We start from the raw sequence: 23,735 nt of genomic DNA, 5'->3' as shown, positions 1-23,735 counted from the left end.
AGCAGCGCCGCTGGGCGGATCTGCCGAGCTGAGGTGGTGCAACTACCTCGCAGGCGCGATCTGTTGCACGTCGGAGGCCATGACGAACGCCAGCCGGTGGTCGAACTGGATCGGGTAGTACTGCGTCGTCCCGATGACGACCCGGCATCCCACCGCACCGGCGCAGCCGTACGTCGCGGCGTAGTAGTCGCCGCTCACCTCCGAGCCCGCGAGGTACGCCTGGCCGGGGGAGATGGTGTCCGCGAGCGGGACGAGCTGCTGGCTCGCCGACGCGGCCAGAGCGCCCAGCTGGGACGGGTACGCGGAAGCCTCGGGGAAGGCGCGGCCGTAGACGGGGATGGGGCGGTCGCCGGTGGGGGCGACCAGCATCAGGTCGGCACTGGTGGTCGGGTCGGGGACGAGGGTGTCGGACCAGTTCGGGTCCTGGAGCCACGCCTCCTGGCCGTCGTACCAGAGGGCGACCCAGTCGCCGGAGACGTCGGCGACGACGAAGGTCTGTCCGTAGGCGGCCTTGTCCGTGCCGTCCGCCGCGTCCGTCGTCCCCTGGCCGACCAACGGGGCGTCGGCGGAGGGAGCCTGGCGGAGGTAGACGAAGTTCGCCGGGTGGGAGGGGCAGGCCTGGCCGTCGCCGCCGCAGCCGGTGATCGCGGGCTGGGTGGCCAGGGTGTACGGCGGTGCGACGGTGACCAGGCCGCCGACGACCGGACGGGCGTGCTGGCCGCCCAGCGGTGCGCCGACCAGGGTGAGCAGGCGGCTCCAGTCCCAGTACGGGCCGGGGTCGCCGGGCAGCGCGGACGCGTCCGCCGACGAGCCCGCAGCCGCCGATGCAGCCGCCGAGCCCGCAGCCGCCGATGCAGCCGCCGAGCCCGCAGCCGCCGATGCAGCCGCCGAGCCCGCAGCCGCCGAGGAGCCCGCAGCCGCCGATGCGGCGGCCGTCGCCGGGGCCGCGCCGGGGACGTCGTCCGCGCCGAGGATGTGCTCGCGGTCCAGCGGGATCTCGAACTTCGCCGCCAGGTACTTCACCAGCGCCGCCGTGGACTCGTACTCCGCCTCGGGGTACCAGCTGCCCTGCGGCAGCGCGTAGCCCTCCGCGTCGATGCCGACCGAGTGCGCGTTGACGGTCTGGTTGCCCGAGTGCCAGGCGATGTCGGCGGTCGGGACGAGTTGCGTCACCGAGCCGTCGCGGCCGACGACGTAATGGGCGCTGGAGTAGGCGGTCGGGTCCTGGTACGAGGCGATCGTGCCCCCGGCGGAGCCCTCGGTGTCGTGCAGCACCAGGTAGTCGACCTGATCGCCGTCGGTGGGGCGGTTCGCCTTCGCGTAGTTGCCATTCTGCTGGTACGCGGCCGGGGACACGGCACAGGCCAGGCCGCCCGGGCACTCCGCCACCGAGGTGCCGTCGCCGCCGTCGGTGCTCGCCACCGAGGCCTGCGTGGCGGCCAGTTCGGGCGGGCGGACGTTCGGCGCGGCCGGGAGGGAGACGGCCTGGTTGTCGTCGGTGACCCGGGACGCGCCCTGCTGGATCAGCGTGTAGACGCGGGCCGCGAACTGCTGACCGGCGACCGGCGTCTCCGCCTGCGCGTAGGCGACCACGGCGGGCCACCACGCGGCCGGGTCGGTCGGCACCCCGCCCGGCGCGGACGCCTGCGGACTCAGCCGGGACTCGTAGGAGGCCAGCAGGGCCGCTCCGCCGCGCACGCTCTGCGTCATGTCGGTCTTCAGCAGATTGGCGGCCACCCCCGCGAGCGCCGCCGCGGTCTGCAGCGTGTGCAGGGCGGGGGACGCGGTGTCGACGGAGGCGCGCTCGGCGAGGGCACGGGCGGAGGGCTGCTGTGCGTGGGCGGCGCCGCTGCCGGTCAGGTCGCGGGTGGACGGGGTGCTCACGTCGGCGTCGGAGACCTCGGTCAGGCCCATCACGTTGTAGTTGCCCGTGACGCTGGGACGGCCGCCGTGGGACTCCCACAGCGTCTCCTCGTACGAGACGGCCAGCAGGACGTCCGCCGGCACGTGGAACTCGGCGCTCGCGGAGGTGAAGGCCTGCTGCAGCGCGGTCGTGGTCCGGTCCGGGGTGCTCGGCCAGGCCAGTGCGCCTGCGACGGGTGCGGTCGTGGGGGTGGCCGTGCGCGCAGAGGCGGGGCTGGGCGCGGCCTCGGCGGCTGCGCCGATCACCACCGCGCCGGCGGCGATCGCCACCGCAGCGCCGATCCAGCGACGTGACCGTCTGCGGACGTGTCGAGCCGTCAAGGCGTGCCTCTGTCGTGGTCCGGCCGTGAGGCCGTGGGTGGACGGGCCCGCAGGCCGTCCGCGTCTCGTCAGCTCAGCCGGTCTCGCGCGCGCTCGCGGCGGAATCGGGGCCACCCGGGTAACCCAACGTTCGGCCGGCGCGCACCAGACGGCCCGGCCGTCCGGACGCGGGCTGCCAGGCGGGCCCAGATGGGCCGTGAGGGTGGTGCGTTGAGGGTTCTGCTGGTGGTGCTGATGGTCTGTGAGGAGTGAGCGTGAGACTAGCACTCCCGTACGGTTCCGCGGTCCCCGGGTGATCCCGGACACATGCAACCCCCGCACACCCTGCGCCCAACCGTCACTTCCGGTGGCCGGGTGACAGGATGGCGTCATGGCTGACGACGCTACGGCAGACGACGCAACGGCTGACGCGACCGGCATCCCGACCGGTATTCCGACCGGCGTTCCTGCCGGCAGCGCGACCGGGTCCTCGCCCCACGCACCGATCTCGCCGAACGGCCCGCAACAGGTCGTCCAGGCCGGTGGCTACCGTGCGGTGATCAACGGCGTTGGCGCGGGACTGCGCGAGCTCAGCCACCAGGGTCGTCCGCTGGTGGTCGGCTACCCGGCGGAGACCCAGCCTCCGGGCGGCGCCGGGCAGTTGCTGATCCCGTGGCCGAACCGCGTGCGCGACGGGCGCTACCGGTTCGACGGTGAGGACCGGCAGTTGGACCTGACCGAGCCGTCGACCGGCAACGCCAGCCACGGCTTCACCCGGTGGCTGCCGTGGCGGGTCGTCGCCGAGGGCGCCGGTGAGGGCTCGGCGTATGTCCGTTACGCCCTGCGGCTCTATCCGATGCACGGCTATCCGCACATCCTGGACCTGACCGCCCACTACGAGCTCGGCGAGGCCGGGCTCGTAGTCGAGCTGGCGGCGCACAACGTCGGCGACCGGCCCGCGCCCTACGGCTTCGGTGCGCACCCGTACCTGACGCTGGGCCGCGGTCCGGGGCAGATCGGCGAGGCGGTGCTGGCGGTGCCCGCGGACACCTGGCTGCCGGTCGACGCGCGCAAGATCCCCGACGGGCGCGAGTCCGTCGCGGGCACCGACTACGACTTCCGCACGCCCCGTGCCATCGGCGACACCGTGCTGGACACCGCCTACACCGGCCTGACCAGGGACGCGGACGGGCTGGCCCGGGTGCGGCTGACCGCTCCGGGGGGCGGTTCCGGCGTCGAGCTCCGGCTGGGCGAGGGCGTCGACTGGCTCCAGCTCTACACCGGCGACACCCTGTCCGCCGGATACCGCCGCGCGGGCATCGCCGTCGAGCCGATGAGCTGCCCGCCCAACGCCTTCGCCACCGGCGAGGACCTGCTGCGGATCGAGCCGGGCGAGCGCGTCGCGCACCGGTTCGGTATCGGTGCGCTGTAGAGGTAGGTGCGCTGTCGGTGCCCGGTTCTAGAGTTCCTCCTGAGTGCTCCTGAACGAGAGCGGGGGTGGGCACCGTGGACACGAGGCAGCTGTGGGCTCCGAAGGAGCTGGACACACCGGAGCGGATGCTGGCGGAGGCGCGCAAGGCGTTCTTCGTGATGTTCGGCGTCATGGTGGTGATCTGGGCGGTCCAGGTCGTCAACTGGATGGACCAGCAGCAGCTGTCGCAGGAGTACGGCGTGGTCCCGCACGACGTCGCCCGACTGCCGGAGATCTTCACCGCGCCGTTCCTGCACTTCAGTTGGGCACACATCGAGTCCAACTCGGGGCCGCTCTTCGTCTTCGGCTTCCTGGCCGCGTACCGGGGCGTGGCCCGGTTCCTCTGGCTGACGCTGCTGGTGACGGTGACCAGCGGCCTGGCGGTCTGGATCTTCCAGAGCGGTGACACCGTCGGGGCGGGCGCGAGCGGCGTCATCTTCGGCTACTTCGGCTATGTGGTGCTGCGGGGCATCTTCGACCGGCACCTGATCGACACGTTGGTCGGGCTGGTCATGGGCGCCTCGTTCGCCTACCTGCTGACCGTCGCCGTCCCCGGCACGCCCGGCGTCAGCTGGCTGGCGCACCTCGGCGGGCTCGTCGGCGGAGTGATCGGCGCCTGGTTGCTGCGGGACCGGCGTCCGGCGACGACGTCCGGCACGCCGACGGGGTCCGGGCGCAAGTCGTCCGGCCTCATACCGCCCGCGCCCACAGCGTCCGGGTCCACAGCGTCGGGGCCGGGCAAGGACGTTGCCGCCGGTCCCCGGTCCGACCTGCACAAGGAGCTGGGCGACCTGGGGCTGCTCTGAGCGATACCTGGGAGTTCCTGGCAGCCTCCTGGGGAATTGCCAGGGAATACACAGGTAACCGGAAGCGCGACCTCATGGAATTCTCATGCAACGGCGGCACCGTATCGGAGCATGACCACGACCTCCTCCGACGCGGCCGCTACCGAGCTCCGTCGCCCCGACGGCACCCCCGTGCGGGTGCTCGTCGTGGACGACGAGGCCCCCCTAGCCGACCTCCTGTCCATGGCCCTGCGCTACGAGGGCTGGCAGACCACGACTGCCGGCGACGGCGCGTCCGCGCTGCGCGCCGCCCGCGAGTTCCGCCCCGACGCGGTGATCCTCGACGTGATGCTGCCCGACCTCAACGGCCTTGAGGTGATGCGTCGCCTCCGCTCCGCACAGCACGACGTGCCCGTGCTCTTCCTGACCGCCAAGGACGCCGTCGAGGACCGCATCGCGGGCCTGACCGCGGGCGGCGACGACTACGTGACCAAGCCGTTCAGCCTGGAGGAGGTCGTCGCCCGGCTGCGCGGGCTGCTGCGCCGCTCCGGCGCGGCCTCGGCGCGCAGCGAGTCGACGCTCGTCGTCGGCGACCTGACCCTGGACGAGGACAGCCGCGAGGTCCACCGCGCGGGCACCTCGATCCGCCTCACCGCCACCGAGTTCGAGCTGCTGCGCTTCCTGATGCGCAACCCGCGCCGGGTACTGAGCAAGCCGCAGATCCTGGACCGGGTCTGGAACTACGACTTCGGCGGCCAGGGCAACGTGGTCGAGCTCTACATCTCCTACCTGCGCCGCAAGATCGATGCGGGCCGTGCTCCGATGATCCACACCATGCGTGGTGCGGGTTACGTGCTCAAGCCCGCGGAGGCGGCGGCAGCGTCGTGATCCGCCGCTGGTCGACCTGGCCGCTGCGCACCCGCCTGGTCGTGACGATGACGGTGCTGCTGGCCGTCGTCTTCACCGTGGTGGCCTGGTTGACCACCTTTCAGCTGCGCGAGTACATGCAGAGCAACCTGGACGACAAGCTGCACGGTGCTGCCATGGCGGCCTTCGGCGGTCCTGGCGGAGGTCCCGCCGGAGACGGCGGCGGCCACCCGCACGGGGGCTCCTGGGTGGTCACCGTGGTGCTCAACGCCGACGGGTCGCTCCGCTTCTCGGGGATCGACAGTTTCGACAACCAGTCGCTGACCGATGCCGAGATCACCGCGCTTGAGGCGGCCCCGGTCAGCTCCGACGCGACCACGGTCGACCTGCCCGTCCTCGGGGAATACCGGGTCCTGGCGATGCCCGCCGGGCCGCACGGTCCCGACAGCGGCCGGGCGATCGTGGGACTGCCGGAGTCGGCGGTCACCGGGCCGATCGACAATCTGATCGCCACCGAGGCCGTGCTGGGCGTGGCCGCGGTGATCCTGGTCGGCTTCGCCGGGTTCGCGCTGGTGCGCGTCTCGTTGCGCCCGCTGGACCGGGTCGCGGCGACCGCCGCGCGGATCGCCAAGGAACCGCTGGACCGGGGCGAGGTGGGCCGGTTGGCCCGGGTGCCCGCCGTCGACACCGACCCGAGGACCGAGTCCGGGCTGGTCGGCGCGGCGCTGAACCGGATGATCGACCATGTCTCCGCAGCCCTGGAGGCCCGGCACGCCAGCGAGACGCGCGTGCGTCAGTTCGTGGCCGACGCCAGCCACGAGCTGCGCACCCCGCTGGCCTCGATCAAGGGCTACGCTGAACTGACCCGGCGCAGCAAGGAGACCGTGCCACCGGACACGGCCTACGCGCTCGGCCGGGTCGAGTCCGAGGCGACCCGGATGACCGCACTGGTCGAGGACCTGCTGCTCCTCGCCCGCCTGGACGCGGGCCGGGAGCTCACCCACGAGCCGGTGGACCTCGCGCCGCTGGTCGTGGACGCGGTCCGCGACGCGCACGCGGCCGTGCCGGACCACAAGTGGGAGGTCCGGCTGCCGGACGATCCCGAGGCCGGGACCCAGGTGACCGGCGACGAGCACCGGCTGCACCAGGTGCTGGTCAACCTGCTGGCCAACGCGGGCAAGCACACGCCACCGGGCACGGTCGTCACGGCCGCACTGGCGGTGGGCGGTCCCACCGCCGACCGGCACGCGCTGCTGACCGTCACCGACGACGGTCCTGGCATCCCGCCGGACCTGCTGCCCACCGTCTTCGAACGCTTTGCGCGCGGCGACTCCTCGCGGGCGCGGGCGGTCGGCTCGACCGGACAGGGCTCGACCGGACTGGGGCTGGCCATCGTGGCCGCCGTCGTCGCCTCGCACGGCGGCGAGGTCCGGGTGACGAGCGTGCCCGGGGAGACCGTGTTCGCGGTGCGGCTGCCGCTGGCCTGAGCGGCCGTCAGAGCGTCCTCGCGCGCGTTCACAGGCGGCGCACATCCGTCCGACACGGCGTGAACAGGGCGCTCGGTGACGGTGGACGGCATGACCACCACCGCCGCACCCTCACCCGCAACGGCCTCCGCGCCCGACGCGGCCGCACCCGGCCGCGATCCACGCTGGGCCCGGCCCGCCTTCCTCGCGCTGCTGGCCCTGACCGCGCTGCTCTACGTCTGGGACCTGGGCGCGTCCGGCTGGGCCAACCAGTTCTACTCGGCCGCCGTCCAGGCCGGGGCGCACAGCTGGAAGGCGATGTTCTTCGGCTCCTCCGACGCCGCCAACTTCATCACCGTCGACAAGCCACCGGCCTCGCTGTGGGTGATGGAGCTGTCGGCGCGGCTGTTCGGCGTCAACGCGTGGTCGATCCTGGTGCCGCAGGCGCTCGAAGGCGTTGCGGCCGTCGCCGTCGTGCATGCGGCGGTCAAGCGGCGGTTCTCCGCCGGCCCCGCGCTGCTGGCCGGGGCGACGCTCGCGCTGACCCCGGTCGCGGCGCTGATGTTCCGCTTCAACAACCCGGACGCGCTGCTGGCGCTGCTGCTCGCGCTCGCCCTCTACGCGGTCCAGCGTGCGCAGGAGCAGGCGCGGACCCGGTGGCTGCTGACAGCCGCCGCCTGTATCGGCTTCGCCTTCCTGACCAAGACGCTGCAGGCGTTCCTGGTGCTGCCCGCGATGGGCTCGGTATATCTGCTCCTGGCGCCGACCGGCTTCTGGCGGCGGGTGCGACAGCTGCTGCTGGCGATGGTGGTGCTGGTGGTCAGCTCGGGGTGGTGGGTCGCGATCGTCGAGCTGACGCCGGTTCAGTACCGGCCGTATGTCGGGGGTAGCCAGAACGACTCCTTTCTCCAGCTGACCTTCGGATACAACGGCTTCGGCCGGATCACCGGCGCCGAGACCGGCAGCGTGGGCGGCGGGGGAGGTGGTGCCGCCGGCGGCAACTGGGGGAGCACCGGACTGACCCGGCTCTTCGGAGCGGAGATGGGCGGTCAGATCTCCTGGCTGCTCCCCGCGGCGCTGCTGTTGCTGGTGGCGGGCCTCTGGTGGACGCGCCGCGCGCCGCGCACCGACCCGCGTCGAGCGGCGCTGGTGCTCTGGGGGACGGCGCTGGTCACCACCTTCGTGGTGTTCAGCTATATGCAGGGGATCTTCCACCCGTACTACAACGTCGCGCTCGCGCCGTATCTCGCGGTGCTGGTGGGCATGGGCGCCGGGCTGCTGTGGGAGCGTCGGGCCGGTTGGGCGGCCGGTGGTACTGCGGCGCTGGTCGTCGGGGTGACGGCGGTCTGGTCGTTCGTCCTGCTGGGGCGCAGTGCGGACTGGCTGCCGTGGCTGCGCTACGCGGTGCTGCTGGTGGGCCTGGCGAGCGCGCTGGCGCTGGCCTTCGGGCCGCTGCTGGGGCGGCGGTTGGCCGTGGTCGCGGCGCTGGCCGCGGTCCTCGCGGGCCTCGGCGGCCCGGCCGCGTACAGCGTCGAGACGGCCGGCACCGCGCACAGTGGTTCGCTCCCCTCGGCCGGACCGACGGTCCAGGGCGCCGGGTTCGGCGGGATGCCCGGAGGCGGAGGAAGGACCGGCGGTGGAACACCCGGCGGTGGAATGTCCGGCGGTGGAATGTCCGGAGGTGGAACGCCCGGGCGCGGGTTCGGGGGTGGCGGTCGGCCGGGCGGATCCGGCGGCGCCGCTGGGCAGCTCGGCGGCAAGCTGCCCAGCGGCAAGCTCCCCGGCGGCTTCGGACAGCGCGGCGGCATGCCCGGTGGCGCCGGAGGCGGTGCCGGTGGGATCGGTTCGCTGCTCAACGGGAGTGATCCCGGCAAGGCGCTGACCGCGCTGCTCAAGCAGGACGCCTCCCGCTACACCTGGGTCGCCGCGGCCGTCGGTTCCCAGAACGCGGCGGGCTACCAGTTGGCCGGCGGCTACCCGGTGATGGCCGTCGGCGGCTTCAACGGGACCGATCCGGCGCCGACCCTGGCCCAGTTCGAGAGCGATGTGCGCTCCGGGAAGATCCACTACTTCCTCGGCAGCGCGCTGACCATGGGCGGCCCGACCGGCGGTACGAGCACGAGCACCAGCGCCGGCACGAGCACGAGCACGAGCACCGGCACCGGCGGCTCGGGCGACTCCTCGCAGATCGCCACCTGGGTGGCCCAGAACTACAAGGCCACCACGGTCGACGGCGTGACGGTCTATGACCTGACGAACCCGAAGACGACCGGCTGAGCCGGGTGGTCGAGCCGAGCGAAGCTGCGGCCGTGCTCGCGCGCCTTCCATGAGTTTTTACTGACAAAAGCGACAATGTGCCCAAATTGTCATCGACAGTGAAGGTCGCAGGTCGCACCCATGGAGACGCCTCCGAGCACGGTCCGTTGTATCCGCCGCGCACGTCGTCAGCGTCGCGCTGTCTCTGCCGTCACCGCCGTCCTGACCGCCACGGCGCTGCTGCTGACCGCCACCGCCTGCACCAGCAGCGGCAGTGGCAGCGGGAACGGGAACGGGGGCAAGTCCGCCGACGCGGGCAGCGCCGCGCCCGCGCCCAGCGTCAGCAACGACCTGCAGGCGAACTACGAGAACACCGTCAAGGCCGTTCTCCCGTCAGTGGTCCAGATCAACGCGGCGGACAGCCTCGGCAGCGGAATCGTCTACGACACCAAGGGTGACATCGTCACCAACGCGCACGTGGTGGGCAGTTCGACCAGCTTCCAGGTGACGCTGTCCGACCAGTCCAAGCCGCTGGCCGCCACGCTGGTCTACTCCTACCCGACCAACGATCTCGCCGTGATCAAGCTGAGCAGCCCGCCCTCCGGGCTCAAGCCCGCCGTCTTCGCGGACAGCTCCAAAGTCGACGTCGGGCAGATCGTGCTGGCCATGGGCAACCCGCTCGGGCTCTCCTCCAGCGTCACCGAGGGGATCGTCTCGGCGGTCGGGCGGACCGTCAGCGAGGGCAAGAGCCAGGAGAACCCGCAGGGTGCGACCATCCCGAACATGGTCCAGACGAGCGCCGCGATCAACCCGGGCAACAGCGGTGGCGCGCTGGTGAACCTGTCCGACCAGATCGTCGGCGTCAACACCCTGGCCGCGGTGGACAACAACGAGGGCAACTCGCAGGCCCCCGGCATCGGCTTCGCCATCCCGGCGTCGACCGTGACCAACCTGGCGGACCAGATGATCCAGAGCGGCAAGGTGACCAACTCCGGCCGCGCCGCGCTCGGCATCAGCGCGCGCACGGTGATCACCGGGACCGCCAGCGACGGCACCCCGACCACCGGCGCGGGCATCGTCTCGGTCACCGCGGGCGGGCCGGCCGCCAAGGCCGGGCTCCAGGCGGGCGACGTGATCACGCAGCTGGGCGGCACCGCCGTGGACAGCGTCGCCACCCTGTCGACGGTGCTGGCCTCGGACAAGCCGGGGCAGCAGGTCCAGGTGACCTACCTCCGCGACGGCAGCACCAAGACCGCGACGGTCACGCTCGGAACGCTCTGATCCCCGGCATCCCGCACTGCGGGTCGGGCCGCGCGCACACTCCTGACGGATCGTCAGATTGCGCGTAGCCTGACCCGCATGGAGAGCTTCCCCTGGATCATTTCGGTGGACGACCACACCGTCGAGCCGCCGCACGTGTGGCAGGACCGGCTGCCCGCCAAGTACCGCGAGCTCGGTCCGCGTATCGTCCGGGCCCCGCTCGCTGAGATGACCTTCGTCGGCGGGCGGTTCACGCCGGTGATGGGCGCCCCCGGCAGCGACGGGCCGATCGCCGACTGGTGGGTCTACGAGGACCTGCGCCGCCCGCTCACCCGCCTCGACACCGCCGTCGGCTACCCGCGTGACGAGGTGCGGCTGGAGGCCATCACCTACGAGCAGATGCGGCCGGGGTCGTTCTCGGTACCCGAGCGGTTGGCCGACATGGACGTCAACCACGTCCAGTCCGCGCTCTGCTTCCCGACCTTCCCGCGCTTCTGCGGCCAGACCTTCACCGAGGCCAAGGACCACGAGCTCGGGCTGCTCTGCATCCAGGCCTACAACGACTGGATGGTCGACGAGTGGTGCGGCCCGACCGCGCGGGGCCGGATGATCCCGCTCGCCATCGTCCCGCTCTGGGACGCCGAGTCGGCCGCTGTCGAGGTTCGCCGCAACGCCGCCCGCGGGGTCCGCGCGGTCTGCTTCAGCGAGATACCTCCGCACCTGGGCCTGCCCAGCATCCACACCGACGCCTGGGACCCTTTCCTGCGCGCCTGCGAGGAGACGGGGACCGTCATCGCGATGCACATCGGCAGCTCCTCGCGGATGCCGTCCACCTCCGCAGACGCGCCGCCCGCCGTCGGGTCCACCATCACCTTCGCCAACTGCTGTTTCTCCATGGTCGACTGGCTGATGAGCGGCAAGTTCGACCGGTTCCCGGAGCTGAAGATCATGTACGCCGAGGGGCAGATCGGCTGGATCCCCTACATCCTGGCCCGCGCCGACGTGGTCTGGGAGGAGAACCGCGCCTGGGGCGGCGTCGCCGACAAGGTCTTCACCCGGCCCAGCGAGCTCTTCGCGCAGCACGTCTACGGCTGCTTCTTCGACGACCCCAACGGTCTGCGCAACCTGGACGCGATCGGCGCGGCCAACGTCCTCTACGAGACCGACTACCCGCACTCCGACTCGACCTGGCCCAAGAGCCGTGAGGTCGCCGAGGAGCAGATGGGCCATCTCGAAGCACCCGTCGTCGAGCAGATCGTCCGCGGCAACGCCATCGAGCTGCTGGGCCTGACGCCGGAGGGGCTCTGGGGCGGACCCGGGGCGGGGGTGTGAGATGGCTGAGTTCGGGATCCAACTGCCGGTCCAGGCGCAGAGCACCATCTTCGTCGAGCCCTGGGAGGCGGCAGCCGGGCCTGCCGAGCTGGCCGCCGTCGCCCGGGCCGCCGACCGGCTCGGCTACGCCTACGTCGCCTGCTGCGACCATGTCGCCATCCCGCGTCGGCTGGTCGGGCCGATGGGCGCGACCTGGTACGACCCGGTCTCGACCCTCGGCTACCTGGCCGGGCTGACCTCGCGGATCCGGCTGCTCTCCCACATCGCGGTGGCGCCGCTGCGGCACCCGCTGCTCTCCGCCAAGCAGTACGCCACGCTGGACCTGCTCAGCAGCGGACGGTTGGTGCTCGGCGTCGGCGCGGGCCATGTGCAGGAGGAGTTCGAGACGCTCGGCGTCGACTTCCACCGGCGCGGCGAGATCCTCGACGAGACGATCGCCGCGCTCGACGCGGCGCTGACCGACGAGTACCCGGAGCACGACGGGCCCCGGTTCCCGTTCCGGGACCTGGCCGTCTCGCCGCGCCCGGTGCAGACGCCGCGTCCGCCGATCTGGGTCGGCGGCTCGGCCCCGGCGGCGGTCAGGCGGGCGGCGCGGCTGTCGGAGGGCTGGCTCTCGCAGGGCGACACTCTGGACGCGCTGCCCGCGCAGCTGGAGCTGATCCGCGCCACCCGCGAACAGGCGGGCCGCAGCGGGCCGTTCGTCGTCAACGCCATCGCGCCGCCGCTCTACGTCGGCGAACCGGGCTGGGACATCGGCCGCCGCTCCGTCTCCGGCAAGCCGGACGCGCTGGCGGAGCTGCTGCGCCGGTACGTCGCGGTCGGGGTCACGCATCTGCAGCTGCGCCCGCGCAGCCGAGACCTGGCCGAGTACCTGGCCCAACTGGAGCTGATCGCCACGGACGTGCTGCCGCTGGTGTGAGGGCAGTTCCGGGTCTTCCCTTGTGCGGGCTCCCGAAGGACACTCGGACGACGAGAACTGACGATGCGTCAGATTATCTTCGCTCGGACGAGCCTGAAGGAGTCCGCACCATGACCGAAGCCACCGCCCCCGACCGCGTTCCCGGCCGCGTTCCCGGCCGTCTCGCGGGCCGTTCCGTGCTGATCACCGGTGCCGCGCGGGGGCAGGGCGCCGCCGAGGCGCGCCTCTTCGCCGCCGAGGGCGCGCAGGTGCTGATCGGTGACGTCCTCGACGACCAGGGCGAGGCGCTGGCCAAGGAGTTGCAGCTGGAGCTCGGCGAGGGGAGGGTCCGCTACCAGCACCTCGACGTCAGCAGCGAGGACGACTGGACCGCGGCCGTGCACGCCGCCGTCTCCGCCTTCGGCAAGCTGGACGGACTGGTCAACAACGCCGGGATCCTGCGCTTCAACGAGCTGGTCAGCACGCCCCTGGAGGAGTACCTGGCGGTGGTCCGGGTCAACCAGGTCGGCTGCTTCCTGGGCATGCGCGCCGCTGCCCCGGCCATCGAGGCGGCGGGCGGCGGGACCATCGTCAACACCGCCTCCTACACCGCGCTCACCGGTATGGCCCTGGTGACCTCGTACGCCGCCACCAAGGGCGCGATCGTCGCGATGACCCGCGTCGCCGCGCTGGAGCTGGCACCCAAGGGCATCCGGGTCAACGCGGTCTGCCCCGGCGCGGTCGACACCCCGATGTCGGACCCGGCCAACGCCTTCGTGGGGGAGTCCGGCGCGCCGGTGATGAGCGCGGAGGACGCGGCGGCGCTGGCCGCGGCCACGAAGGAGCTCTATGCCAAGGTCGTCCCGCTGGGCCGGATCGGCCGCCCGGACGAGATGGCGCGCCTCGCGCTCTTCCTGACCTCGGACGACTCGTCCTACGTCACCGGCCAGCCGATGGTCGCGGACGGCGGCTGGATGTGCGGGGTCACCATCGGCTGATATGCCGACCAGGAATATTGACGGACCGTCAGTCAGCTATTGACCGGCGCTCCGGGCGAATGCCAGAGTCGCAGGCAGTCAAATCTGACGGATCGTCAGATAATTCGGGACTTGGACGGTGAACCCATGGAGTTCGGCATCTTCATCCAGGGCTACGTGCCCAGAAGTCGCTCCCAGGCCGACCCGCAGGCCGAGCACCACGCCCTGATGGAGGAGATGGACTACGTCGTCCAGGCCGACAAGGCCGGGTTCAAGTACGCGTGGGTCACCGAGCACCACTTCCTGGAGGAGTACTCGCACATCTCCGCCAACGACGTGGTGATCGGCTACCTCACCCACGCCACCGAGCGGATCCACGTCGGCTCCGGCATCTTCAACCCGCTGCCCAAGGTCAACCACCCGGTCAAGGTCGCCGAGCGCGTCGCCATGCTGGACCACCTCTCCGGCGGGCGCTTCGAGTTCGGCACCGGCCGCGGCGCCGGCAGTCACGAGATCCTCGGCTTCCTCCCCGATGCGGCGTCCATGGACGTCACCAAGGAGATGTGGGAGGAGACCATCGGCGAGTTCCCGAGGATGTGGCTGAACGACGAGTACCCGGGCTTCTCCGGCAAGCACTGGACGCTGCCGCCGCGCAAGGTGCTGCCCAAGCCGTACGGCAAAGCCCACCCGGCCATGTGGTACGCGGCGGGCAGTCCGGCCTCGTACGAGATGGCCGCACGCAAGGGCCTTGGGGTGCTGGGCTTCAGCGTGCAGAAGGTCTCCGACATGGAGTGGGTGGTGGCCAGTTACAAGAACGCCATCCGCGAGGCCGAGCCGGTCGGAGCCTTCGTCAACGACAACGTGATGGTCACCTCGACCGCGATCTGCGCCGAGACCTCGGCGGAGGCGCGCCGGATCGCGGCCAGCGGCGGGCTCAACTACCTGCAGTCGCTGCTCTTCCGCTACCACGACACGTTCCCGCGCCCGGAGGGCATCCCGGTCTGGCCGGAGCTGCTGCCGGAGTACAGCGAGGAGCTGATCGACCTGCTGATCGCCGAGGAGCTGATGATCTGCGGCGACCCGGACGAGGTGCTGAAGCAGTGCAAGCGCTGGGAGTCCGCGGGCGCGGACCAGCTGGTCTTCGGCCTGCCGGTCGGCATCCCGCCGGAGCAGACGGCGCAGACGATCAGGCTGATCGGCGAGCACGTGATCCCGAAGATCGACACCGATCCCGTGCACCGCACCACGCGGTTCCGTCAGTCCGTGGGCTAGTACGAGATCCCGGTTGGTGAGGAGTGGGAGGAGAAGGTTCATGCTCGACCATCTGATCCAGGGCGCGACGCTGGTCGACGGCACCGGCGCGGCCGCGCGCGGCGCCGATGTGGGGATCAAGGACGGCAAGGTCGCCGTCATCGCCGATCCAGGCCGGTGCCAGGAGCCGGCGGCCACGACCGAGGACGCCACCGGGCTGGTCCTCACCCCCGGCTTCGTCGATCCCCACACCCACTACGACGCGCAGCTGTTCTGGGACCCGTTCGCCACCCCGTCGCTCGGCCACGGCGTCACCACCGTCGCCGGGGGCAACTGCGGGTTCACCCTCGCGCCGCTCAACCCGGCCCGGCCGGACGACGCGGACTACACGCGGCGGATGATGTGCCGGGTCGAGGGCATGTCGCTGGCCGCGCTGGAGGAGGGCGTGCCGTGGGGCTGGTCGTCCTTTGGCGAGTACCTCGGCGCGCTGGACGGGAGGATCGCGGTCAACGCGGGCTTCATGGTGGGCCACTGCGCGCTGCGTCGCCACGTCATGGGCCCCGACGCGGTCGGCGGACAGCCGACGGCCGAGCAGCTCGGGCAGATGACCGCGCTGCTCAAGCAGGCCATGGCGGAGGGCGCTTGGGGCCTGTCCACCACCCAGTCCGCCACCCACGCGGACGGCGACGGACAGCCGGTCGCCTCCCGGCATGCGCGGCGTGAGGAGCTGGTCGCCCTCTCCCGGGCCGTCGGCGAGGCACCGGGGACGCAGATCGAGGCGATCGTCGCCGGGTGCCTGGACACCTTCGCTGACGAGGAGATCGAGCTGCTGGTCGAGATGAGCGCGGTGGCCGGTCGCCCGCTCAACTGGAACGTGCTGACCATCGACGCCGCCGTCCCGGGCCGCGTCCCGCGCCAACTGCTCGCGTCCGAGCGGGCCCGCGCGGCGGGCGGGCGGATCGTGGCGCTGACCATGCCGATCCTGACGCCGATGAACATGTCGCTGGGCACCTTCTGCGCGCTCAACCTGATCCCGGGGTGGGGCGATGTCCTCGGCCTGCCGGTGCCGGAGCGGATCGCGCGACTGCAACAGCCGGACGTACGGGCGGAGATGCTGCGCCGCGCGGACAGTCCGGAGGCGGGCGTCTTCCGGCGGCTGGCCGACTTCGGCCGCTACGTCATCGGAGACACCTACACCGGCACCAACGCGGGCCTGACCGGACGCGTCGTGCGGGACATCGCCGCCGAGCGCGGCCAGGACCCGTTCGCGACGCTGGTCGAGATCTGCGTCAACGACAACCTGCGCACCGTCCTCTGGCCGATGCCGACCGACAACGACCCGGCCAGCTGGGAGCTGCGGCGCGACACTTGGCAGCACGAGGACGTCATGCTCGGCGGCAGCGACGCGGGCGCGCACCTGGACCGGATGTGCGGCGCGCCCTACACCACCCGCTTCCTCGGCGACTGCCTGCGGCGACGCAAGCTGGTCCCGCTGGAGCAGGCGGTGCGGATGCTGACCGCCGACCCGGCGGAGTTGTTCGGCCTGCGTGGACGCGGCACGGTCGCCGTCGGCAACCACGCGGACCTGGTCCTCTTCGACCCCGAGCGAATCGACGCGGGCCCGGCGACGCTGGTCCACGACCTGCCCGGCGACAGCCCGCGGCTGGACTCGCGGGCGGAGGGCGTGGTCGCGGTCCGCGTCAACGGGGTCGAGACGCTCCGTGACGACAAGCTGACGGGCGCGATCCCGGGCACGGTGCTCCGCTCGGGGCGCGACACCCGCACGGTGTCGACGCGGGGGTGAGGGGGCGCGCAGCGGCGGGGGCGGGGGCTGCTCGTTACCGCAGCAGCCCCCGCACCATCGCCCGGCGGACGGCGGCGACGCCGCGCAGCACCTGCGGCGTCAGCAGCACCAGCACGATCCCGACCGCACACGTCGCGGCGATCTCCGGGACGGTGTGGATGTAGTAGCTGTGGTTGTCGTAGTCCCACAGCTTGTAGCCCGGCCAGCCCACGTAAGTGGGAAAGACCCAGTGGTACAGCGGGTAGAGCGCGGCCGAGATCCCGACGCTCCACAGCATCACGGCGAGCGTGAAGCCGAGGATGCCCATCGGCAGCATCAGCACGCCGTAGAGCGCCGCCCGCCAGTTGGCGCCGTTCTTCAGCAGCGCGCCGATCCAGGCCATCAGTCCGGGCCTGGCGGGCGTGACCGGCACGGGACCGGCCACCTCCTGGCCGAGCAGTGCGCCGCTGCGGGCCCGCTCCATCGCGCCGAACCCGCGCGCCATGCCCATCAGCGCGGCCAGCACGGGAAGCCCGACGAAGGTCATCACCGTGCCGACGCCGAAGCAGAACAGCGTGACGATCAGGCTGAACATGAAGACCCCGATCGGCAGATCGAGCACCAGGTGCAGCGTCTCCCGCCAGGTCTGCCCGGAGAAGGGCGCCAGCAGGAACGCCGGCCGGTTCGGGGCCGTCGGCCGGTAGGCCGTCGTCGTGCGGCGCTGCTCCGCCATGCTGCTCATCAGGGCTGCTCCCTCGTCGGTTCGTTGCCGCGGGTCCCGTTTCCGGTTCCGCCGTTGTGAACCAGCCTGCCTGGCACGGGCGCTGGGGGCATTGGGGCGCTTCGGCCTCTTGAGGTGGGGTTAACCCCACCCGGCAAACATGCGACAGGGCCGCTCGCGCCGGATCGGCGGGCGGCCCTGTCGATAGCTGTGCGGGTGCGGCTGCGTCAGCCGTTGTTGCCGAGGCAGAGCACCATGTCGTTGGAGCCGGACTCGGTGTAAGCGGCCACGACGCCCTGCACGTTCTGGCACTGGGAGTCGTCGCTGCTGTTGTTGAAGACCTGCAGCACCTTGAACTTGGCGTTCGAGTCCGAGCAGCTGATGACGTGGACGTCCGGGCTGCTGTCGGAGCCCGTGTTCTGGACGCAGTCACCGACCTTGGCGGTGTCGGCCGCACCGGTCGCGTGATCCCAGATGAAGCCGCCGACGCCGATGACGATCAGGCCCACGACGCTGACGATCAGACGGATGCCGAGGATCTTGCCGGCCCGCTTGGTGCGCCCGCCGGGCGCCGGCGGCTGAACCTGGAAGCCCTGGTTCGGCTGCGGCTGCTGGAAGCCGGGGTTGGGCTGCTGCGGCGGGTAGCCCGGGTTCGGCTGCTGGCCCGGGTACGAGGGCGGCGGAGTGGACATAACTGGGTCCCCCTGGATGTGGCTCTGCGAACAATCGGTCGAATGCCGAAGATTAGCGATTCCAGGGAGAAGCCTGTGAGCACGAGACGCAACTGTGGCTGCTCGGCGGCCGAACTGTGATCAGCTGTCAGTTTTTCGGCCCCGGCGGGCGGGTAATCAAGATCAGTTGCGAGTGCCGGACTGCGCCCGTGTGTGCCACGGCAGTTCGACCGTCACCACGGTCGGGCCGCCGAGCGGGCTGCTGATGACGAAGACGCCGTCGACCGCGCGGATCCGGTCCGCGAGACCGGCCAGCCCGCCACCGGGCAGTTCGGCCGCGCCGCCGACGCCGTCGTCCCGGACCTGGAGCATCAGCCGGTCGTCCGCGCGCCAGATCTCCACCTGCGCGCTGCGCGCCTGCGCGTGCTTCGCGGCGTTGGTCAGCAGCTCGCTGACGGTGAAGTAGGCGATGCCCTCGATCGCCGACGCAGGCCGCTCCGGCAGCTCGACGCCGAGGCGGACGCCGCCCGGCAGCGGACAGCGGGAGGCGATCGAGGAGAGCGCGGCGTCGAGACCGCGGTCGGTCAGCACCGCCGGGTGGATGCCGCGGGCCAGGTCGCGCAGCTCTTGGAGGGCGAGCTTCACCTCGCTGTGGGCGTCCGAGACCATCCGCGCCGCCGTCTGTGGATCCTCCGTCAGCTTCTCCTTCGCCAGGCCCAGGTCCATGGCCAGCGCGACCAGCCGCGCCTGCGCGCCGTCGTGCAGGTCCCGCTCGATCCGGCGCAGGTCGGCGGCGGCCGAGTCGACGACGGTGCCGCGGTCGTCCTCCAGCTCGCGCACCCGCTCCGTCAGCCCGCCCGGCGCCAGCAGCGTGCCGACGAGCAGCCGGTCGACCTGGCTGAGCCCGCGCGCGATCCACGGCAGCACGGGGAAGAGCACGACCATCGCGAGCAGGCCGACGGCGAAGGAGATGACGCCCCAGGGCAGCATCACGACGAAGTAGAGCGCGCTGCGCCACGCGAGCCCGTCGCCCAGCACCGCCAGCGCCCGGTGCAGCGGGCCCGGCCGGGCGGACTGCACCGGCAGCGGCTCGGGCGGCGCGTCGCCGAGCAGCGCCCGCGCGCGTGCGCGTTCGACGGTCCCGCCGCCGCGTACCGTGAAGAGCGCCCCGGCCAGCACCCAGATGCCGACGAAGGTGAGCACGGTGCCGATCCCCAGCGCGACCAGGGCGACGGTGAGGGTGAAGCCGATGATGCCGAGCGGAAGGTTGGTGAGCAGATAGACCAGCTCGCGGCCGAGCCGGGCATTGAAGCGGGGGCGTCGGTCGGCGTCGGTCGTCATCAGGTCCATGCTGCCAGGCTCGCTGGGAACGGACCCCCGACACCATGGGGAAGGTCGCCGCTTCCGGGGTAGGGACAGCCCTACCCCCGGCCTTGCTCCGGGTACGGATGCGACCTGCAGGAGTCCGGTATCCGTCCGGCAGCCGTCCATCCGGTGGGCGAGTTCACAGCTGGGACGCCTGGGGACCTAGACTCCTACGCCGTAAAGGCAAAGATTCCGTTAAACCGACCCGACCGCGTCGACGTAGGCTGACTCCGGAGGCGACCGAGCATGCAGGCCGTGCAGGCACTGGCGGCATCCCGAACGGGGTACTTCCACGCGTACTCCGTGGTCGGGCTGATGGCGCTGATCGGCGTCCTCTTCGTCGGGGCGTCGTTCGCAGCCAACCGGCTGCTGCGGCCCTACGCACCGACGCAGGAGAAGCTGCTGGCGTACGAGTGCGGCGTCGACCCGGTGGGCGAGGGCTGGGCGCAGACCCAGATCCGCTACTACGTCTACGCCTTCCTCTACGTGATCTTCGCGGTCGACGCGATCTACCTCTTCCCCTGGGCCACGGTCTTCGCCGCGCCCGGATTCGGGGCCGGGACGCTGATCGAGATGTTCGTGTTCATCGGTTTCCTCGCGGTGGGCCTCCTCTACGCGTGGAAGAAGGGCGTCCTGGAATGGTCGTGAACCTCGGAACCCCGGACCCCTCGCAGCCAGGTGGCCCGGCAGCGCTGGAACCACGGCGGCTGGGCCCGCTGGCCCGGATGGCGCCCGACCCGATCAAGGTGGTGCTGAACTGGGGCCGCCGGTACAGCCTGTGGTGCTTCAACTTCGGGCTGGCCTGCTGCGCCATCGAGTTCATCGCCGCGTCCATGGCGAAGCACGACTTCATCCGTCTCGGTGTCATTCCGTTCGCGCCCGGACCGCGTCAGGCGGACCTGATGATCGTCTCGGGCACGGTGACGGACAAGATGGCCCCCGCGATCAAGCGTCTCTACGAGCAGATGCCGGAGCCCAAGTACGTCATCTCCTTCGGCGCCTGCTCCAACTCCGGCGGCCCGTACTGGGACTCGTACTCGGTGACCAAGGGCGTCGACCAGATCATCCCGGTCGACGTCTACGTCCCCGGCTGCCCGCCGCGGCCGGAGGCGCTGCTCCAGGGCATCCTCAAGCTGCAGGAGAAGATCGCCCGCGAGTCGCTGCCGGACCAGTACCCGACTGCCGCTGGGACGGCGGCCGTGTCCCCGGCCGCGCCGCCGTCCCCGGCTGCGCTGGCCCGCCCGCTCGTCGCCGGGCCAAACCCGGACGGTGGTTCGTCATGATGACGTTCGACCGCTCTGCAGAGGAGCTCGCTGCCGCCGTCGGGCCGTGGGCCACGGCGGCGGAGTCGTACGAGCTGGTGACGGTGGACGTCCCCGCCGAGCACTGGACCGAGGCGCTGACCACCTGCCGCGACGCGCTCGGGCTCGCCTACCTCGACTGGCTCTCCGCCGTGGACGAGCTGGCCGAGGGCTTCTCGGTCTGCGCGCACCTGGCCCGCGTCGGGGACGGCACCGCCGCGCAGCACCTGCTGCTGCGCACCCGCGTCCCGCGCGACGCCGCGTCGCTGCCCACCGCCGTCCCCGTCTACGCGGGCGCGGCCTGGCACGAGCGCGAGACGCACGAGATGTTCGGCATCGACTTCCCCGGGCATCCGCACCTGATCGCCCTGCTGCTGCCGGACGGCTTCGAGGGCCACCCGTTGCGCAAGGAGTTCGTCCTGGCCGCCCGGGTCGCCAAGGCGTGGCCGGGCGCGAAGGAGCCGGGGGAGAGCGACCACGCCCCGGCGGAGGGCGGCCGTCGCCGCATGCTGCCGCCCGGTGTCCCCGACCCGAACGAGTGGGGCCCGCTCGCCGGGACCCTGCCGCCCGTCCCCGAGCGCCCGGCCCGCGGTGCGCGCGCCGGTGCGGCGCGTGCTGCGGGCACTGCTGCCGCAGGCGCGGCGGCGGACCGCCCGCGGCGCACCCGCTCCGCCACGGCGGGCAGCGCGAGCCAGGCAGCAGAGACGACCCCGGCTCCGGAGGCTCCGGCCCCTGAGACGCCGGCTGCGTCTGCGCCGACGTCGCCGGACGCCCCCTGGCAGTCTCCTGACGCAGCGTCAGCTCCTGCGGCGGCGCCGCCGGTCGCCCGGCCGCGCCGCTCGCGTTCGGTTTCGTCGGGCAGCGTCAGCCAGCAGGCGGACGAGCCCGAACGGCCCGAGGAGGCCGAGCAGGCCGAACAGCCCGAGCCTGCTGAGCAGCCCGATCCGACGGAGCCGACCGCGCAGCCCGATCCGGAGACCCCGACCACCCCCGAGGAGGACGCGTGACCACGCTCGACGCGCTGCTCCGCTGCGTCGCGGTGCTCGTTGTCTTCCTGGTGTTCCCGCTGGTCATCGGGCAGACCGAGCACAAGACCATGGCGCACATGCAGGGCCGGCTCGGCCCGATGTACGCGGGCGGGTTCCACGGGTGGGCGCAGCTCGTCGCCGACGGCGTCAAGTTCGCGCAGAAGGAGGACATCGTCCCCGCCGGGGCCGACCGCAGGATCTTCCAGATCGCGCCGGCCGTCGCGCTGCTGCCGTACCTCCTCGCGCTGCTGGCGATCCCGCTCGGCCCGGGGGACCTGGTCGGCCAGTCGATCGACGCGGGCCTCTTCTTCGTGCTCGCGGTGATGGGCGTCGGCGTGCTCGGCTCGCTGATGGCCGGGTGGGCGTCGGCCAACAAGTTCTCCCTGCTGGGCGGCATCCGCACCGCCGCCCAGCTGTTGGCCTACGAGCTGCCGATGTTGCTCGCCGCCGCCTCCGTGGCCATGGCCGCCGGGACCGTCTCGCTGACCGGGATCCTCGGCGCCTTCCACTGGTGGTGGGTGCCCTGGCAGATCGTCGGCGGCTTCGTCTTCTTCGTCTCCGGGCTGGCCGAGCTGCAGCGTCCGCCGTTCGACATGCCGGTCGCCGACTCGGAGATCATCTTCGGTGCCTACACCGAGTACACCGGCCTGCGGTTCGCGCTCTTCCTGCTCTCCGAGTACGCGGGCATCCTCGTCGTCTCCGCGTTGACGGCCGTGCTCTTCCTCGGTGGCTGGCACGGGCCGATGGCTGCCACCCTCGGCTGGCTCTGGATGCTGCTGAAGACCTTCGCCCTGGCCTTCGTCGTCATCTGGCTGCGCGTCACCTACCCCCGCCTCCGCGAGGACCAGCTGATGCGCTTCGCCTGGACCGTGCTCATCCCGCTCGCGCTCGCGCAGCTCGCCCTCACCGGCGTCGTCAAGGTGGTGATCTCCTGATGTCCCCCCTGCCCGGTCGGGGTCTGGCCAAGGGCCTCGCGGTCACCCTGCGCACGATGACCAAGCGGACCGTCACCGCCCAGTACCCGGACGTCCAGCCCGAGCTGCCGCCGCGTTCGCGCGGTGTCATCGCGCTGCTGGAGGAGAACTGCACGGTCTGCATGCTGTGCGCCCGCGAGTGCCCGGACTGGTGCATCTACATCGACTCCCACAAGGAGACGCTGCCCGCCGCCGACCCGAACGCGCGCGCCCGCACCCGCAACATGCTGGACCGCTTCGCGATCGACTTCTCGCTCTGCATGTACTGCGGCATCTGCATCGAGGTCTGCCCCTTCGACGCGCTCTTCTGGTCGCCCGAGTTCGAGTACGCGGAGGAGGACATCCTGGACCTCACCCACGAGCGCGACCGCCTGCGCGAGTGGATGTGGACCGTCCCGGCCCCGCCCGCACTCGACCCGGCGGCGGAGGAGCCCAAGGAGATCGCCGCCGCCCGCAAGGCCGCCGACAAGGCCGCCGCGGCTGCGGCTGCTGCCGCAGAGGGCTCGGCCGGGCAGGGGGGAGAGGCGTGAACGTCGTGCCTTCCGTGGTCGGTTCCGGCCACAGCTTCCTCTCGCCGACCGGCGTCGAGATCGTCTTCGTCCTGGTCGGCCTGGCCGTGCTGGGCGCGGCCCTGCTGACCGTCACCACCAAGCAGCTGGTCCACGCCGCGCTCTGGCTGGTTGTCGCGCTGGGCGGGCTGGCTGTCGAGTACCTGCTGCTGACGGCGGAGTTCATCGCCTGGGCGCAGGTGCTGATCTACGTCGGCGCGGTCGTCGTCCTCGTCCTCTTCGGGCTGATGCTGACCCGTGCGCCCATCGGGGAGTCGCCCGACGCGGACTCCGGCAACCGGTGGCTCGCCCTCGCCGTCGCGCTGGCCGCGGCGGCGACGCTGGTCACCCTGGTCGTGGACGCCTTCCGGACCACCTGGATCGACCTCGGCACCGTGGCCGGCAGCACTGCCGCCAACGGCGTGACGCTGTTCCGCTACTGGGTGCTCCCCTTCGAAGCGCTGTCGGTGCTGCTGCTCGCCGCGCTCGTCGGGGCGATCGTCCTGTCCCGCCGCCGTGACGACGACAGTCGTAGTGACCACCGAGGGGAGCGTTGAG

General features: G+C 71.8%; 21 protein-coding genes. 17 read left to right on the top strand and 4 right to left on the bottom strand.

Annotated elements, in window-relative coordinates; translation table 11 throughout:
• Window positions 1–42: 42 nt before the first annotated feature.
• Window positions 43–2,193 (bottom strand): N-acetylmuramoyl-L-alanine amidase, encoded by a 2,151-nt coding sequence (locus ABH928_RS21760; protein ID WP_370068954.1) that lies wholly within the window; start codon window positions 2,191–2,193, stop codon window positions 43–45.
• A 421-nt stretch (window positions 2,194–2,614) separates the two neighbouring features.
• On the opposite strand from ABH928_RS21760, the gene ABH928_RS21755 reads away from it, so the two are divergent.
• The 11 genes from ABH928_RS21755 to ABH928_RS21705 all read left to right on the top strand — a co-directional run bounded on the left by ABH928_RS21755 (window position 2,615) and on the right by ABH928_RS21705 (window position 16,590).
• Entirely contained in the window at window positions 2,615–3,655 is a 1,041-nt protein-coding gene (locus tag ABH928_RS21755) for an aldose 1-epimerase family protein (protein ID WP_370068953.1), read from the top strand.
• A 74-nt stretch (window positions 3,656–3,729) separates the two neighbouring features.
• Window positions 3,730–4,500, top strand: coding sequence for a rhomboid family intramembrane serine protease (locus tag ABH928_RS21750; protein WP_370068951.1), 771 nt, complete (start codon window positions 3,730–3,732; stop codon window positions 4,498–4,500).
• 111 nt (window positions 4,501–4,611) lie between these two features.
• On the top strand, window positions 4,612–5,367 hold the full coding sequence (locus ABH928_RS21745) for a response regulator transcription factor (RefSeq protein ID WP_370068949.1): 756 nt from the start codon (window positions 4,612–4,614) through the stop codon (window positions 5,365–5,367).
• Window positions 5,364–6,833 carry a sensor histidine kinase gene (locus ABH928_RS21740; protein ID WP_370068947.1) on the top strand — a complete coding sequence of 490 codons (1,470 nt, stop codon included), beginning with the start codon at window positions 5,364–5,366 and terminating at the stop codon, window positions 6,831–6,833. The genes ABH928_RS21745 and ABH928_RS21740 overlap by 4 nt, the downstream gene beginning before the upstream one ends.
• A 90-nt stretch (window positions 6,834–6,923) precedes the next feature.
• Window positions 6,924–9,089, top strand: coding sequence for a glycosyltransferase family 39 protein (locus ABH928_RS21735; protein WP_370068945.1), 2,166 nt, complete (start codon window positions 6,924–6,926; stop codon window positions 9,087–9,089).
• A gap of 120 nt (window positions 9,090–9,209) precedes the next feature.
• A complete protein-coding gene (locus ABH928_RS21730; protein ID WP_370068943.1) occupies window positions 9,210–10,349 on the top strand; it encodes a S1C family serine protease in 1,140 nt (379 codons plus the stop codon).
• Window positions 10,350–10,427: 78 nt separating this feature from the next.
• The gene (locus tag ABH928_RS21725; protein WP_370068941.1) at window positions 10,428–11,660 is read left to right on the top strand and encodes an amidohydrolase family protein; all 1,233 of its coding nucleotides are present in this window, start codon (window positions 10,428–10,430) and stop codon (window positions 11,658–11,660) included.
• Window position 11,661: 1 nt separating this feature from the next.
• Window positions 11,662–12,579, top strand: a complete 918-nt coding sequence (locus tag ABH928_RS21720; RefSeq protein WP_370068939.1) for a TIGR03619 family F420-dependent LLM class oxidoreductase — start codon at window positions 11,662–11,664, stop codon at window positions 12,577–12,579.
• A 110-nt stretch (window positions 12,580–12,689) separates the two neighbouring features.
• Complete coding sequence (locus ABH928_RS21715; RefSeq protein WP_370068937.1) at window positions 12,690–13,556, top strand: SDR family NAD(P)-dependent oxidoreductase; 867 nt, start codon at window positions 12,690–12,692, stop codon at window positions 13,554–13,556.
• Window positions 13,557–13,682: 126 nt separating this feature from the next.
• Window positions 13,683–14,807: an LLM class flavin-dependent oxidoreductase gene (locus tag ABH928_RS21710; RefSeq protein ID WP_370069021.1), complete on the top strand. Its 1,125-nt coding sequence runs from the start codon at window positions 13,683–13,685 to the stop codon at window positions 14,805–14,807.
• Between the two features lie 40 nt (window positions 14,808–14,847).
• The gene (locus ABH928_RS21705) at window positions 14,848–16,590 is read left to right on the top strand and encodes an amidohydrolase family protein (protein ID WP_370068935.1); all 1,743 of its coding nucleotides are present in this window, start codon (window positions 14,848–14,850) and stop codon (window positions 16,588–16,590) included.
• A gap of 34 nt (window positions 16,591–16,624) precedes the next feature.
• On the opposite strand, the gene ABH928_RS21700 is transcribed toward ABH928_RS21705, so the two are convergent.
• The 3 genes from ABH928_RS21700 to ABH928_RS21690 form a co-directional block, all read right to left on the bottom strand.
• The gene (locus ABH928_RS21700; protein ID WP_370068933.1) at window positions 16,625–17,311 is read right to left on the bottom strand and encodes a sensor domain-containing protein; all 687 of its coding nucleotides are present in this window, start codon (window positions 17,309–17,311) and stop codon (window positions 16,625–16,627) included.
• A 206-nt stretch (window positions 17,312–17,517) separates the two neighbouring features.
• Complete coding sequence (locus ABH928_RS21695; protein WP_370068931.1) at window positions 17,518–17,982, bottom strand: hypothetical protein; 465 nt, start codon at window positions 17,980–17,982, stop codon at window positions 17,518–17,520.
• Between the two features lie 162 nt (window positions 17,983–18,144).
• Window positions 18,145–19,311, bottom strand: coding sequence for a sensor histidine kinase (locus tag ABH928_RS21690; protein WP_370068929.1), 1,167 nt, complete (start codon window positions 19,309–19,311; stop codon window positions 18,145–18,147).
• A 261-nt stretch (window positions 19,312–19,572) separates the two neighbouring features.
• Between ABH928_RS21690 and ABH928_RS21685 the strand changes: the two genes are divergently transcribed.
• The 6 genes from ABH928_RS21685 to ABH928_RS21660 are packed head-to-tail and all read left to right on the top strand — an operon-like array spanning window position 19,573 to window position 23,734.
• Complete coding sequence (locus ABH928_RS21685) at window positions 19,573–19,974, top strand: NADH-quinone oxidoreductase subunit A (protein WP_370068927.1); 402 nt, start codon at window positions 19,573–19,575, stop codon at window positions 19,972–19,974.
• Window positions 19,965–20,609, top strand: coding sequence for an NADH-quinone oxidoreductase subunit B (locus tag ABH928_RS21680; RefSeq protein ID WP_370068925.1), 645 nt, complete (start codon window positions 19,965–19,967; stop codon window positions 20,607–20,609). Before ABH928_RS21685 ends, ABH928_RS21680 begins: the two co-directional genes overlap by 10 nt.
• The gene (locus tag ABH928_RS21675) at window positions 20,606–21,634 is read left to right on the top strand and encodes an NADH-quinone oxidoreductase subunit C (protein WP_370068923.1); all 1,029 of its coding nucleotides are present in this window, start codon (window positions 20,606–20,608) and stop codon (window positions 21,632–21,634) included. Before ABH928_RS21680 ends, ABH928_RS21675 begins: the two co-directional genes overlap by 4 nt.
• Window positions 21,631–22,590 carry an NADH-quinone oxidoreductase subunit NuoH gene (nuoH, locus tag ABH928_RS21670; protein WP_370068921.1) on the top strand — a complete coding sequence of 320 codons (960 nt, stop codon included), beginning with the start codon at window positions 21,631–21,633 and terminating at the stop codon, window positions 22,588–22,590. The genes ABH928_RS21675 and nuoH overlap by 4 nt, the downstream gene beginning before the upstream one ends.
• The gene (locus ABH928_RS21665) at window positions 22,590–23,159 is read left to right on the top strand and encodes an NADH-quinone oxidoreductase subunit I (RefSeq protein ID WP_370068919.1); all 570 of its coding nucleotides are present in this window, start codon (window positions 22,590–22,592) and stop codon (window positions 23,157–23,159) included. The genes nuoH and ABH928_RS21665 overlap by 1 nt, the downstream gene beginning before the upstream one ends.
• Entirely contained in the window at window positions 23,156–23,734 is a 579-nt protein-coding gene (locus ABH928_RS21660) for an NADH-quinone oxidoreductase subunit J (RefSeq protein WP_370068917.1), read from the top strand. The genes ABH928_RS21665 and ABH928_RS21660 overlap by 4 nt, the downstream gene beginning before the upstream one ends.
• Window position 23,735: the final 1 nt, after the last annotated feature.

It is taken from the genome of Streptacidiphilus sp. MAP5-3 (assembly GCF_041262505.1).
Classification (GTDB): Bacteria; Actinomycetota; Actinomycetes; order Streptomycetales; family Streptomycetaceae; genus Streptacidiphilus.
Note: the sequence above shows the minus strand (reverse complement) of the source record. Positions and strands in the feature narration are given on the sequence as shown.

What these genes read in the sequence shown, in the direction of transcription:
- ABH928_RS21680 (WP_370068925.1), top strand. Translation starts at nt 19,965, where the DNA reads ATGGTCGTGAACCTCGGAACCCCGGACCCCTCGCAGCCAGGTGGCCCG.
- ABH928_RS21665 (WP_370068919.1), top strand. Translation starts at nt 22,590, where the DNA reads ATGTCCCCCCTGCCCGGTCGGGGTCTGGCCAAGGGCCTCGCGGTCACC.
- ABH928_RS21735 (WP_370068945.1), top strand. Translation starts at nt 6,924, where the DNA reads ATGACCACCACCGCCGCACCCTCACCCGCAACGGCCTCCGCGCCCGAC.
- ABH928_RS21755 (WP_370068953.1), top strand. Translation starts at nt 2,615, where the DNA reads ATGGCTGACGACGCTACGGCAGACGACGCAACGGCTGACGCGACCGGC.
- ABH928_RS21730 (WP_370068943.1), top strand. Translation starts at nt 9,210, where the DNA reads ATGGAGACGCCTCCGAGCACGGTCCGTTGTATCCGCCGCGCACGTCGT.
- ABH928_RS21745 (WP_370068949.1), top strand. Translation starts at nt 4,612, where the DNA reads ATGACCACGACCTCCTCCGACGCGGCCGCTACCGAGCTCCGTCGCCCC.
- ABH928_RS21695 (WP_370068931.1), bottom strand. Translation starts at nt 17,982, where the DNA reads ATGTCCACTCCGCCGCCCTCGTACCCGGGCCAGCAGCCGAACCCGGGC.
- ABH928_RS21710 (WP_370069021.1), top strand. Translation starts at nt 13,683, where the DNA reads ATGGAGTTCGGCATCTTCATCCAGGGCTACGTGCCCAGAAGTCGCTCC.
- ABH928_RS21690 (WP_370068929.1), bottom strand. Translation starts at nt 19,311, where the DNA reads ATGGACCTGATGACGACCGACGCCGACCGACGCCCCCGCTTCAATGCC.
- ABH928_RS21675 (WP_370068923.1), top strand. Translation starts at nt 20,606, where the DNA reads ATGATGACGTTCGACCGCTCTGCAGAGGAGCTCGCTGCCGCCGTCGGG.
- ABH928_RS21705 (WP_370068935.1), top strand. Translation starts at nt 14,848, where the DNA reads ATGCTCGACCATCTGATCCAGGGCGCGACGCTGGTCGACGGCACCGGC.
- ABH928_RS21720 (WP_370068939.1), top strand. Translation starts at nt 11,662, where the DNA reads ATGGCTGAGTTCGGGATCCAACTGCCGGTCCAGGCGCAGAGCACCATC.
- ABH928_RS21700 (WP_370068933.1), bottom strand. Translation starts at nt 17,311, where the DNA reads ATGAGCAGCATGGCGGAGCAGCGCCGCACGACGACGGCCTACCGGCCG.
- ABH928_RS21685 (WP_370068927.1), top strand. Translation starts at nt 19,573, where the DNA reads ATGCAGGCCGTGCAGGCACTGGCGGCATCCCGAACGGGGTACTTCCAC.
- ABH928_RS21725 (WP_370068941.1), top strand. Translation starts at nt 10,428, where the DNA reads ATGGAGAGCTTCCCCTGGATCATTTCGGTGGACGACCACACCGTCGAG.
- ABH928_RS21715 (WP_370068937.1), top strand. Translation starts at nt 12,690, where the DNA reads ATGACCGAAGCCACCGCCCCCGACCGCGTTCCCGGCCGCGTTCCCGGC.